The sequence below is a fragment of the Fulvivirga sp. genome, from assembly GCF_040220315.1.
Classification (GTDB): domain Bacteria; phylum Bacteroidota; class Bacteroidia; order Cytophagales; family Cyclobacteriaceae; genus Fulvivirga.
The window spans coordinates 1-12,806 of sequence record NZ_JAVJUY010000366.1; the positions used below are offsets into that span (position 1 = coordinate 1).

Below are 12,806 nucleotides of genomic sequence, written 5' to 3' on the forward strand. Positions count from 1 at the left end.
CTTTCTTGTTTCTGATAATAGAAACTATTCTCCTTATCAATTGGATATAGAAGATGTGCTTGAAGTATGGGCGAGCAAGGCGTACATAAGTGTGCAGTTTCCTGACTCTAATTCTTCAAACGAAGTATCTACAGAACAACTGGCTTCTATAGTATTAGACTTGCAGAAAGAAATAGTAAAACTGAAAGAGCAACAACCTAAATAAACACTAGAGGCTCTTAATTGTAGCCAGTTTATTTATTTTACCAGATTCTGTACGTGAAAATTTTGGAACGCAGATAATGTCCTTTGGTAATTCGTATTTGCCCAAATGTTTGCCCAGCAGTTGTTTAAATGAGTTGCTTAGATTTTCAGCTTCGACAAACATTACAATCTTCTCCCCAAGCTTATCATCAGATATTCCCGCTACGAAGAATTGATACGTTAAGCCTGCTTCATTCAAAACACTTTGAATTTTGAATTCTAGTTGTTCAGACTGAATTTTAACTCCGCCTGTATTGATTACATTATCATATCTGCCGAGCCACTCAAATTCATTTTTTGAAAAAATGTTTACTACGTCATTAGTAATGACATCTGTAGAGTTAGTGATGTCACCATTTATAACCAGACAGTTTCTATTGTCTTTTGTAATGTTTATACCTTTTAAAACTCTAAAATAATTATCTGTTGTAGGACTAAGCTGTTTTAATGCTATATGAGAAACAGTTTCAGTCATGCCGTATGTAGAGTAAATGTGATTATTTAGTTTGGATACTTCTTTAGTATCATTCTCACTTAATGGGGCACCACCAATTATTACATGATCTATATGCTCAATCTCCTTTTTATTTGATCTTACTATTTCATGAATTTGCAAAGGTACAAATGCCGCAAAATGAATCTGTTCAGTTAAATTTTTAATAGGGTTAGATGACGGTTCTTTCACTATCAGATTCATTTCATTAATTAGTGCTCTTACTATCATCATTGAGCCACCTATAAATTGAGGATTAATGCAAAGAAGTGCTGTTGTGTTTTTTCTTAGTCCAAGTGCCTGAATAGTGGCACGTGCACTAGTTAACATTTGGCTTTTATTAATAATAATGGATTTTGGTTCGCCAGTTGAACCGGAAGTTTTAAAATTATATTGTTCAACCCCTGACTGCCAGGAAATAATAAAGTGTTTTATGTATGCCTCACCTTCGGTTGAAGGTGTGAAATTGTTAAGTTCATTAATGGCCATCCTTTTGCCATTAAATTCAATAAAATTCATTACAGGGTTTTCAGGTCTTTTTCGAGTCGATCTATAATGAAATCTTTTACTTCTGATGGATGGTAAGCAGCAGCCACTTTTTTAATTACTTTTAATGTAGTTTCTTTCAATTGAGGTGTGAGCACAGATTTATGAATTTTGAACTCATGCATCGCATCGTTGTAAGCATGTTCAAGAGTTGGGTGTACTTTCTCATCCAGAATTTCAAATCTGCTTTCAGCTGACCAGGCATTAAATTTCAGCTCAGCTTCTATTATTTCAAAAAATGCTTTTTTCTCTTCCAGCTGGGTGCCATCACCTGCTTTGGCTATTACATAGGCTAATTCTCCTATTGCTCTGTAAATTTCATTATGCTCTAACATGACTAAATCTTTATAAGCAATATATCATTTTAACTTGTTATATCCAGCTTTAAAATCCTGCAAAATTTGTTTGTCGGTAAAAGAATCAGTTTCAATTTCCATTATTTTTGGGGTTCCATCATCTTCTAAAAGTCGTTTAACATAGTTTTTAATTTTACTCTTTTTATCACATAATAAGTACTCTATGCCGTACTCCTCAGCTAAATGTTTAGCTGTATTTTTCTGATTCGTTACAAAATACTCATCAACTTCCGGTGTATTGGATGGGCCGTTGATCATTCGAAATATTCCACCGCCATGGTTATTTAAAATCAAAGCCCTGAAGTTAGAATAGTTGTAATTGTGCCAAAAGGCGTTTCTGTCATAAAGAAAAGCCATATCTCCACTAATAAGTAAGTTTAATTTGTCAGACACCAATGTAGCTCCAATAGCGGTACTAGTGCCGCCATCAATACCGCTTGTGCCTCTGTTGCTATAAACAGTAATATCCGTTTGTTCGGGTCTTATGCCAATAAAATTGGCGTACCTAACCGCCATACTATTGGCCAGATGCAGGTTTGCTGAATGAAGCTGACTTAGTACTTCTTCGATCGTTGAAAATTCAGATGGAAAAGTCTGAGGAAAGAAGCTATCAATATGCCTTAACGTTTTCCTTTCTTCGATTTGCCAAATGTGATAATAGTTTTCCTGTTTTTGATTCTGGAAATCTTCCTTAGGTTGTGAGTCTATTAAAAGCTTTAAAAATTCACTTTCCTCACAATTGATTGTTCTCGTTAAAGCTTTGTATGTATCTGCTACATCTCCGGATTTCTGGATATGCCAATGCTCAACAGGTTGGTTTTGCCTTAGCATAATTTTCAGATTTTTAGAGACAATTGATTTGCCAATAGTGATTAACAAATCAGGTTTCAGGCTTTTATCAAGGCCTGATTTGTCAGAGGATAGGAATACATCGGCATGTGTTACGGCAGTTTCAATACTGTGGATGTTGGAGATAATATCTCCAACCACCGGTATTTTTAACCCAGTACTAGCTTTGTTAACCAGTTCCAGTACTTCTGCTGGATATTGGTTCTGTCCGCACACAATAAGTTTACGTTCAAAATAGGCTAGTTCTTTTTTAAGTTCTTCGAGTTGATTATCGTTAAATTTTGCTTTAGTACTTTCATTCTTAACAATCTTTACTTCGGGGTAGGTTATTTCTTCTGTTGTGTATAGTGGTTCCCTGAAAGGAAAATTGAAATGAACGGGGCCTTTCGGAAAAGTGTTGGCCTTGAGTATCCCCTCATTGATCTGTCTTTGTAGAAACCACTGAGCATCTTCAGACGAAACGTCCGCTTCAATATCATACGATTTCTTCACATGATTTCCATACACATTTTTCTGCCTAATAGTTTGACCATCAAACTGGTCTATCCATTCCGGGGGTCTGTCAGCTGTTAAAATCAATAGTGGTATTTGCTGAAAATAGGCTTCCGCTATCGCAGGAAAGTAGTTTAATGCTGCAGATCCTGAAGTACAAATAAGCGCTACCGGTTTATCAAGTTGTTGTGCCATTCCCATCGCAACAAATGCGGCAGACCTTTCATCGGGTATTACTTTACATTGGATGTTTTTATGCCGGGCAAATGCTATGGTGAGTGGTGCACTGCGTGAGCCTGGTGAAATGACTGCATGCGCTATCTCATGCCTTGAGCAAATCTCTGCTACTGAAAATATGTGTTGGTAGTTCAAATTGATTTAATTACGTTAAGAAGCGTATTCATTTTCAGCTCCGTTTCAAGCCACTCTTTTTCCGGGTTGGAATCTTCGGTAACGCCAGCACCGGCAAAGAATGTAAAATGATCTTCTTCTATTTTAAAGCATCTGAGGTTAACGTATTGAGCTGTATGGCCATTCATATTTACGGGGCCCAAGTGGCCAGTATATAATTCACGGTCATACCCTTCTTTGGCAAGTAAAAACTCAGTAGCAGGTTTTAAAGGCATACCACAAACGGCAGAAGTTGGGTGCAAAAGCTTTAGCATAGTGGTACCCAATTCCGGGAAGTTAGTTTCTTTCATATTAACCATAAATTCTGTTTTTAGATGGATTAAATTACCAGCTTTAATGGTTTTTGGTCCATGCTCATCAAACTCCCGAAGTCTGATTTTTTTAAAACAGTTGATAATATACCTACTCACTAATGCCTGTTCTTCAATTTCTTTTTGTGTCCAGGCGGTATCAGCTAATGGTTGATATTCATTAAATGGCTGAGTGCCTGCCAAAGATACTGTTTTGAAAGTATCACCAGCCGTTTGGATCAATAATTCAGGTGTTGCACCAATCCATATGCCAGATTCATGTGTATAAGTGAGGGAAATAAAGGCTGACGGATAACTGCTAACAAGTTGATGAAAATACTGCCCGTGGTTGAAATTGCCTTTAAATTTTATTTTTCTTAATCGTGAGGGTACTACTTTTGTGAGATTACCCGCTTTAATTTCGTTTACGGATTCCTCAACTAACGATTTGTAATTTTCTGAGGATTCGGTGTCTTGCCTAAGATTGAAATTATAATCTTGGACATCCTCATAATTTTGCAGGTACTCCAAAAATTGTTGAGATTCTTTGTTATGAGCGTCTACAGATATACGTTCTGCCTCCCATTTTATATGCATCTGCTTATTGATGAATATTTTTGGTTTGGAACTATCAAAAGGGGCTAGTAGAAAACCACTATCGGATGATTCCAGGTCAACACTTTCAACAAAATTGGTCTGATTAAAATCGACAATCAGATTAATGGCTGAGGTTTGTGGTTCTTTCCAAAAAGCAAAATTTATATTGTTATTTTCACAACATCTAATGCAGGCTCTTACGGCATCCTGATAGGTGAGAGTAACGTCTGTATGTGCTTCTAGCTGCTTCACTTCTTCTCTAAAATAGCGATAGTTATCCTACTTATACAAACAAGCTTACCCTCCTCATTTGTTATTTTTATTTCCCAAACCTGAGTTGATTTTCCAAGATGTATTGGGGTTGTTACCCCATACACATAGCCAGAACGTACTGATCTGATATGGTTTGCATTCACCTCTAAACCCACACAATAAAAGTTGGTACTATCAACACTACAATGTGCTGCTACACTTCCAAGTGTCTCAGCTAAAACAACGCTTGCGCCACCATGTAGTAGTCCATACGGTTGATGATGCCTGCTATCAACGGGCATTTTAGCTTTAATATAATCATCGCCAACCTCAATGCATTCTATATCCAAAAGCTCCATTAATGTGTTTTTAGACATTGCGTTAATAGATTCTACACTAACTGCGGGATTAAATTTCATTCTTCGTCAAATATTCTATTTTTGCGCACCAAAAATAATCAGGAATTGAAGAGCAAAAAAATATATTTAATTCGGCACGGCCAAACCGATTTTAATCAACAAGGAATTGTACAAGGTAGTGGCGTAGACTCTTCATTAAATGATAAGGGCAGATACCAGGCAAGTCAGTTCTACCAAGCCTATAAACATGTTAAGTTCGATAAAATTTATACTTCTTCCCTTAAAAGAAGTATTGAGTCGGTTCAAACCTTCATTGATGATGGAATACCTAACGAACAATTGAGTGGGTTGAATGAGATTAATTGGGGCACGAGAGAAGGTACAAAGGTTACGCCTGAAGAAGATGTTTATTATCATTCTGTAATTAAAGCCTGGCAAGATGGGGATGTTGCATTACCTATTGAAGGTGGTGAATGCCCTGAAGATGTATTTAAAAGGCAAACGAAGGCATTAAAAATAATAGAATCAGATAACTCTGAAACTATATTGATTTGTATGCATGGCCGTGCTATGAGAATATTATTGTGCCAGATGCTTAACTATCCATTGCATTGTATGGATACTTTTGGCCATTCAAATCTTTGCCTTTATATACTTAATTATTCTGGTAGCATATACTCTATTGAAACCTTCAATTCTACTAATCATTTAAAGTAGATTCTATTCTATTTAGGCCGGCCTCAGCTTTAGCATCAATACTATTTTTGTAAATATGATGTTTATAACCGAGTGCTTTTTTGTAATAGTAAACCGCACTATCTAGTTGATTATTCTCTTCATAAATGAGGCCCAGCTGAAGAGCAGAATTAGGGGCAAAGTATGAATTGTTAATTCGTGGTTGTATCATAGTTTTTGAATAGAGCTTTTTAGCTTCTGTCATGTTGCCCAGCTGATGCTGTAACCGGGCATTTCGATAAAGTGCTTCGATGGAATCACTTTTATTATAAAGCTTAAGTTCACCTAAAAGTTTAATTGCTAATTTATTGTACCCGCCATCAATTGCCATTCGTAATTTGAACATGCTGAAATTAAAATTCTCATTCTCCAATAAGGCCTCTGCGTTCTGATCAGCTGTGGTTATTGCATTCAAATTGTTTAATTCATTCAATAATTTATTTGCTTTTGGTGTATTGTGCCTATGGAATTTACTAATAAGATAAAGTTTAAATAAGGCATCTTTTTTATTGGCTTCGCCAAGGAAATTGGCAATAAAAATTTCATAATTCTTCTCAGCCTCTGCATATTCCGCTTTTTGAAAATAGGCCTCGGCTAATAGATAATAAGATTGTGGAAAGTAGGTATTATTACTGCCTGAATGAAAAACCTTGATTACCTCATTTCCCTCTTTATTTTTCGATGCCAGAGCCATCGTGATCAATGTGTTTAATTTATCTCTCTGAAAAGCATTGTTAGTTTTAGTGGTCTCGCCTAGTATGTAGGCCTGACTAATTAATGACAGGAAAAAAGATTCCTTGGCAACTGCTGCTTCCGATAATGATACTTTAGTTAAAAAATCTTTTCCTTCTTTAATGTTTCCGTTGAGTCCAGCAAGTGATAAAAGCCATTGGTATTTTTCAGGTACAGAGCCCAGTAAAAGGTTTAACAATCCATAAGTTTTGTAGGCGGGTAAGAAGTCTGGTGACACTTTTAGTAGTGAAGAAGAGATTCTGTAACTCTGCCGTAGCTGCCATGCGGCATCGAGTTGATTTCCGAATTTATAATACACTAAACTGGCTTGTAATCTGGCATCAGCCTCAAAATATTGGTGCTTTAAATTACCAGAACTCTTTTTAAATGAGTCAATGCTTTGATCAAAAACCGTTTCATACTGATCTAATTCTAGGGTATCAATTAGAAAAACTGATAGAGTGTGTCTATATAAGTTAAGATAATTAAGTTCTGATGATGAAACGGATGGAATGGGAGATAGGTCTCCAGAAATGAGGTTTTGATAGGCACTTAAACCTTTAGTACTAAATATTGAACTTGAGCTGGTTTGTGAAAAGCCAATGTGACCAATTAAAAAAAGGCAGACCAGAACGGCTGCCTTTTTTAAGTATGTGTTCAATTCTGATAAAGACAAATTAAGCCTTTTTTCGTCTTGATGTTCTTTTTGGCTTTTCTTGAACTTCTTCCTCTGCATCTACATCTGCAAGGATACGTCCAGAATGCTCATCAATAACAATTTTTTTCTTCTCTTTAATCTCAGCGATTTTCTGTGGTGGAATAATAATGTTACATCCTTCAGCTGCGCCACGCTTTACGTTCACTACTGCTAAACCATTAGATAGATTGGCTCTTAATTTATTGTAGTAAACCAATAGTTTATCTTCTATTTTCTTCGTGGCTTTCTCCCTGTCTGAGTTAAGTTTTTGCTCTTCTTCCTGACTATCTGAGAGGATCTCTTCTAATTCCTTTTTCTTAGAATCAAGGTCTGCATTGCGCTCTTTAATTAGATTCTCAAGATCAGCAATCTCTTCCTTCTTCTTCTCAATGTTTTCTCCTGCCTCTTTGATTTTCTTCTCAAGAATCTGAATCTCGAGCTCTTGAAGCTCTACTTCTTTCGTAATGGCATCAAATTCCCTGTTATTTCTAACATTTTTTTGTTGCTCATTGTATTTGGTTATTAGTTTTTCAGACTCCTTGATACCAGCTTTGTTTGAATTAATGCTTTCTTCAAGCTCACTAAGCTCGGTATTAAATCGTGAAAGTCTTGTATTATAGCCAGCAAGCTCATCTTCTAGGTCTTGAACTTCTTCGGGCAAATCGCCTCTAAGTTTTTTAAGCTGGTCTAATTTTGTGTCAATGGATTGTAATTTTACGAGTGCCTCTAATTTTTGTGCTACGGTGTTATTTTCCATGTATTTTAAAGATAGCTAATAGGGTTTGTAACGGTGTTTGACAAATTGAGTGCAAAAGTAGTAAATTTTTCACTTAATAACTCATGAATTAATTCTTTTGTGAATTGTTCACTTTCATAGTGCCCTATATCCGCTATTACGATGTTATCTTCTGCATCAAAAAACTCGTGGTACTTAAAATCTGCGGTAATAAAGACATCAGCACCTTGTCTTTTGGCCTGTGATAAAAGAAAACTACCTGATCCTCCACAAACAGCTACTTTTTTAATTTTATCCTTAACTAGTTTGGTGTGTCTTACGCAACCTGCTTTCATTATGCTCTTTACTTGCTTTAGAAAGTCTAAAGTAGAAATCTCCTCTTCAAGCTCACCAATCATACCTGAGCCAACTTCCTGATTAGCATTACTTATTGGTAGTATATAATAAGCAACTTCCTCATATGGGTGAACAGCATTTAATTTTTGAATGACTTTACGAGAATCATGTTTTGGAACAATTACTTCGATTCGGACCTCATCAACTTTTTCTGCTTTATTATTGTTTCCAATAGTGGGGTTGGCCCTGTCATTTGGAGTAAATTGACCTATTCCTTCAGATGTAAAGGCACATTCAGAATAGTTTCCGATGTTTCCCGCTCCGGCTTCAAACAGCCCCTGCCTCACTTTGTCAGCTGATTTATTTGGAGCATAAGTAACTAGCTTAACTAATGTATCACCTTTCGGCAATAGAATTTCTAAATTCTGAAGACCAATCAGACTCGCTATTTTATAATTAACGCCATTAATTATGTTGTCGAGGTTTGTGTGTATGGCGTAAATGGCAATGTTATTCTGAATTGCCTTCAGAACTGTTCTCTCCACATAGTTTTTACCAGTAATCGACTTTAAGCCCTTAAAAATGATAGGGTGATGGGAAATAATTAAATTAGTTTTGAGGTTTATTGCTTCCTCCACTACATCTTCTGTTACATCCAAGGTAATCAAGATACCATTTACCGGGTCGTTTTGGCTACCTACCAATAAACCGCTATTGTCATAGCTTTCCTGATAACTTAATGGTGCAATAGATTCTAAATGTGTGATAATATCTTTTATTCTAGTCATAAATCACCAATTTTGCGGCTCTTCCAAAAATAACAAAATATAAGAGGCATAAACTTCTGATATGAATATTTTAAAATGGATTTTGTTTCCTTTTGCCATTCTTTATGATGGTGTTACCAGATTAAGGAACTATTTGTTTGATATCGGGTACAAAAAGTCTTTTGAATTTGATGCGAATGTAATTGGTGTTGGCAACCTAACTGTGGGTGGGACTGGTAAAAGCCCCATGGTAGAGTATTTAATTCGACTTTTGAGTAAAAATAAAAAAGTGACCACGTTAAGTAGAGGATATGGCAGAAAAACAAAAGGCTTTAGAATCGCAAGCGCAGGTGATAACGCTCGCACCCTGGGTGATGAACCTTTTCAGTTTTATAATAAGTTTAAGAAAATAAATGTTTCTGTTGCGGAAGAAAGAGCAGTTGCTATTCCGTACATTTTGGCTGAATTATCTCCTGAGGTAATAGTAATGGATGATTCCTATCAGCATCGCTATGTGAAGCCTACCCTCAATATTTTATTGACAGATTATAACCGTCCATTTTATGATGATTATGTGTTGCCTTTTGGCAGGCTAAGAGAGGCGAGAAATGGTGCTGAAAGAGCGGATATTATTGTGGTAACTAAATGTCCTCATGATATAAATGAAAGTGAACGTAATTTGATTAGTGAAAGAATAGCCAAATATGCGGATTGCCAGGTGTACTTTTCAGCCATTAAATATTTGGATCCAATACCTTTGAACCAAGAATATTCCAGTTTGAGTAAAAATGTGCTATTATTTTCAGGGCTTGCCTTTAATAAACCATTCACCGATCATATCTCGTCACACTATAATTTAGTAGATGATATTTATTTCAATGATCATCATGCCTATACATCGAAAGATATGAATTTAGTAGAAGAGCGTTATAGGCAGATTCCATTCCAGGATAAATCTATCGTTACAACAGAAAAGGATATGGTAAAACTGCTGAATGGCGAAATAAAAAGTGTTGTAAATCATCTCCCCATTTTTTATACACCCATAGAGCACTATTTTTTAGAAAATGGTGAGGTTTTTGATAAGGTGGTACTGGAATCAATTAAGGATGCAGGGAATTAATCTAATTATCTAATTTTGGGCGTGCGTATTAAGCTTCTTATACTTTTATTATTGATTGGAAACATTGCCTTAGGTCAGCGTAAGAGGGTAATTAGCGGAGATTTTAACAATCAAGGAAGAACCAGTGGTGCTGGAGGCATTAATTCATCACCAGCTCCAAAAGCTGAGAAGAAGGTAGGCTCATCCATATTAGACGATTCAACCAAACAGGTGTATGGGCCGACAACAACTCAATTTACCCTGGAAAAACACATAAAGTACAACAATCAAAAGTGGAGTGTATTGGACACATCAATCACCGATTTTCATAAACATCAATTTATAGCAAGGGAACGAAATTTATATCAGAATTTAGGTAATATCGGCACGCCCATAAGTCCTATTTATCCTCAGGCTCCTGATATAATAGGAGGTAGGTCAGGGTTTAATATCTATGATTTGTATTTTAAGGATCCAGAGGAAATAAAAATTTATAATACTAAATCACCCTATTCAAAATTTGGGATTATTTGGGGTGGGCAGGGCAGGTCAATTACCGAGGCTCAGTACACGAGAAATATAGATGAACGTTCAAATTTTGGTTTTAATTACCGAGGGCTATTAATAGATAAACAGATTGAGCGGGAGCGGAGGGGAGATCGGAACGTTTTAGGCACTTACTATAATGTCCATGGTAATTATAGAACCAAAAATGGTAAATATTTTGTGTCTGGTAATTTCTCAAGAAATAATCAAGAGGTGGCAGAATATGGCGGCATTCTTATCGACCCTGAAGACTCTACCTTTAGAACTTATTTCAAAGAAAACAGACAAGCAAATTTACAAGATGCACAAACACGTGAGCTGAGAACCAACTACCATTTATATCAACAATATAAGTTAACGGATCAGGTGCAATTTTTTCATAGCCATGACCGCTACAAGCAATTAAATGACTTTACCAACACAGCAACAAGCGGCATAGAAACAGATTCGGCTTTTTTTGGTCCTGTGGCATTAGATACAATCCCCATTAAAGATCGATCAAAAATTATATACAGACAGCATGAGGTGGGTGTTAAAGGAGATATAGGCAAGACATTCTACAGCTTTTATTACAGAGGCAGGGAAGTGAATATGGACTTTAAATTCATCGATGAAGGGGAACTTGATTACGGCACCTATTACATGGAGCATTATGGTGGCTTCAACCTTAGGTTTGGTAACGATTCATTAAGTTATATATCTGTGGCTGGTGAATACCTGTCCGGTGAGAATTATAAGTTAGATGCCGAGATAAGAAACACGTGGTTTTATGCCAAAGGGGCTAGTTCCAGATATTTGCCTTCTTATGTGCAAAGGGCTTATCTGAGTAGGCATAATAATTGGCGGAATGACTATGAATCTACCATTAACACAAAACTCGAATCCGGGCTTAACCTTAATTATAAAGGATTAAGTTTCAGACCTTCCGTAAGCTATAATTTAATATCAGATTATGTGTATCTTGAAAAGATTAACCCCTCAGCTGATTCGATTAGAAATATACAACCACAGCAGGCAGGTGGAGATGTTAATATAATTAGTGCGGATGTTCAAATGTCCTATACTTTCTTTAAAAGGTTTGTTTTAAAGGGTCAAGCGATTTACGGAAATGTATCTGGCTCTAGTGCTGATGCAGTTAATGTTCCGGATTTTATTCTTAATGCTCAGTTATTCTATACTAATATTTTTTATGAAGGAAATTTGGAAATGCAGTTTGGTATAGATTATCATCAGCGATCGGCATATTTTGCCAATGGTTATGATCCTTCAAGTATGCAATATTTTGTTCAGGATGAATTTGAAGTAAACTCATATCCATTAATTGATGTCTTTTTTAACATAAAAATTAACAGGGGCAGGGCATTTCTGAAAGTGAATAATATTGTTGAACGCATAAGAGGAACAGGGTATTTGATAACACCTTACTATCCCGGGCAGGAAACCATTTTAGACTTTGGAATCGACTGGATGTTATTTGATTGATATGGAGAAACACATACTTGGATTAGAGCTACCAACCGACCCAAGATGGGTAAATATTGCTGAGAAAAGTATAGAAGATATACTAGTAGATCATGCTTATTGTGAGCAAAAAGCTGCGTCTTCTTGTATTTCACTGATAGTTAAGTTTCCTGATAAACGAGAACTAGTTGAGATGTTAACACCTGTAGTTGCAGAAGAGTGGGGGCATTTTGAGCGCGTGATTGAAGAGCTTACCAAACGCGGGTTTGGATTGGGAAAGCAACGAAAAGATGAATACGTCCTACAGCTTTCAAAACTGGAAAAAAAAGGTGGAAGTAGAGAACAGCAGTTGGTTGAGAAGTTGTTGATTAACGCACTGATTGAGGCAAGAAGTTGTGAACGATTTAGGTTGCTTTGGAAGCATATTGAAGATGAAAGCCTCCAAAAGTTCTATTATGAGTTGATGGTTAGTGAAGCAGGACATTACAAAAATTTCCTTCAGTTGGCAAAGACATATCTTCCAGATGAATATGTAATGAAAAGATGGAAAGAGATTTTAAAAGGTGAAGCTGATATCCTTGCCAATCTTGAAGTGAGAGGTGATAGGATGCACTGATCAAGTCTTCTGTTTTTTCTTTTTTGCTGCCGGGAACAGAATGTTATTTAGAATTAAGCGATAGCCCGGTGAATTTGGGTGCAGGTTTAAATCAGTAGGCTCTTCATTTACAAGGTGTTGGTAATCTTCAGGGTCATGACCTCCATAAAATGTCCAAAAGCCTTTTCCAAACACACCGTGTAAATATTTG

The 12,806-nt window shown here is 36.3% G+C and carries 12 protein-coding genes and 2 pseudogenes; 5 read left to right on the top strand and 9 right to left on the bottom strand.

Annotated elements, in window-relative coordinates:
- A pseudogene (locus tag RLO81_RS19000) lies at positions 1-205 on the top strand (transcriptional regulator); the annotation flags it as partial.
- 3 nt (positions 206-208) lie between these two features.
- Here the strand turns inward: RLO81_RS19000 and RLO81_RS19005 are convergent.
- The 5 genes from RLO81_RS19005 to RLO81_RS19025 are packed head-to-tail and all read right to left on the bottom strand — an operon-like array spanning position 209 to position 4,948.
- A complete protein-coding gene (locus RLO81_RS19005) occupies positions 209-1,255 on the bottom strand; it encodes an AMP-binding protein (RefSeq protein ID WP_350115551.1) in 1,047 nt (348 codons plus the stop codon).
- Complete coding sequence (locus tag RLO81_RS19010; RefSeq protein ID WP_350115554.1) at positions 1,255-1,617, bottom strand: hypothetical protein; 363 nt, start codon at positions 1,615-1,617, stop codon at positions 1,255-1,257. The genes RLO81_RS19005 and RLO81_RS19010 overlap by 1 nt, the downstream gene beginning before the upstream one ends.
- A gap of 24 nt (positions 1,618-1,641) precedes the next feature.
- Entirely contained in the window at positions 1,642-3,351 is a 1,710-nt protein-coding gene (menD, locus tag RLO81_RS19015) for a 2-succinyl-5-enolpyruvyl-6-hydroxy-3-cyclohexene-1-carboxylic-acid synthase (RefSeq protein ID WP_350115557.1), read from the bottom strand.
- On the bottom strand, positions 3,348-4,529 hold the full coding sequence (locus RLO81_RS19020) for a chorismate-binding protein (protein WP_350115560.1): 1,182 nt from the start codon (positions 4,527-4,529) through the stop codon (positions 3,348-3,350). Before RLO81_RS19020 ends, menD begins: the two co-directional genes overlap by 4 nt.
- Positions 4,526-4,948 carry a hotdog fold thioesterase gene (locus RLO81_RS19025; protein WP_350115563.1) on the bottom strand — a complete coding sequence of 141 codons (423 nt, stop codon included), beginning with the start codon at positions 4,946-4,948 and terminating at the stop codon, positions 4,526-4,528. Before RLO81_RS19025 ends, RLO81_RS19020 begins: the two co-directional genes overlap by 4 nt.
- Positions 4,949-4,969: 21 nt before the next feature.
- Here RLO81_RS19025 and RLO81_RS19030 point away from each other — a divergent pair, with 21 nt between their 5' ends.
- Positions 4,970-5,605 carry a histidine phosphatase family protein gene (locus RLO81_RS19030; protein ID WP_350115566.1) on the top strand — a complete coding sequence of 212 codons (636 nt, stop codon included), beginning with the start codon at positions 4,970-4,972 and terminating at the stop codon, positions 5,603-5,605.
- On the opposite strand, the gene RLO81_RS19035 is transcribed toward RLO81_RS19030, so the two are convergent.
- Genes RLO81_RS19035 through RLO81_RS19045 form a run of 3 tightly spaced genes read right to left on the bottom strand, consistent with a single transcriptional unit; the run spans position 5,589 to position 8,912 of the window.
- Positions 5,589-7,091, bottom strand: a complete 1,503-nt coding sequence (locus tag RLO81_RS19035) for a tetratricopeptide repeat protein (RefSeq protein ID WP_350115569.1) — start codon at positions 7,089-7,091, stop codon at positions 5,589-5,591. The genes RLO81_RS19030 and RLO81_RS19035 overlap by 17 nt on opposite strands.
- Positions 7,033-7,809 carry a zinc ribbon domain-containing protein gene (locus RLO81_RS19040; RefSeq protein ID WP_350115571.1) on the bottom strand — a complete coding sequence of 259 codons (777 nt, stop codon included), beginning with the start codon at positions 7,807-7,809 and terminating at the stop codon, positions 7,033-7,035. The genes RLO81_RS19035 and RLO81_RS19040 overlap by 59 nt, the downstream gene beginning before the upstream one ends.
- Positions 7,810-7,814: 5 nt before the next feature.
- Positions 7,815-8,912: a Nif3-like dinuclear metal center hexameric protein gene (locus RLO81_RS19045; protein ID WP_350115574.1), complete on the bottom strand. Its 1,098-nt coding sequence runs from the start codon at positions 8,910-8,912 to the stop codon at positions 7,815-7,817.
- Positions 8,913-8,973: 61 nt separating this feature from the next.
- Here RLO81_RS19045 and lpxK point away from each other — a divergent pair, with 61 nt between their 5' ends.
- The 3 genes from lpxK to RLO81_RS19060 are packed head-to-tail and all read left to right on the top strand — an operon-like array spanning position 8,974 to position 12,616.
- A complete protein-coding gene (lpxK, locus tag RLO81_RS19050) occupies positions 8,974-10,014 on the top strand; it encodes a tetraacyldisaccharide 4'-kinase (RefSeq protein WP_350115577.1) in 1,041 nt (346 codons plus the stop codon).
- A gap of 21 nt (positions 10,015-10,035) precedes the next feature.
- Complete coding sequence (locus RLO81_RS19055) at positions 10,036-12,021, top strand: putative porin (RefSeq protein ID WP_350115578.1); 1,986 nt, start codon at positions 10,036-10,038, stop codon at positions 12,019-12,021.
- A 1-nt stretch (position 12,022) separates the two neighbouring features.
- Complete coding sequence (locus tag RLO81_RS19060) at positions 12,023-12,616, top strand: MiaE family protein (protein ID WP_350115581.1); 594 nt, start codon at positions 12,023-12,025, stop codon at positions 12,614-12,616.
- Here RLO81_RS19060 and RLO81_RS19065 read toward each other — a convergent pair.
- Positions 12,617-12,806 (bottom strand): annotated as a pseudogene (locus tag RLO81_RS19065) (asparagine synthetase B); the annotation flags it as partial.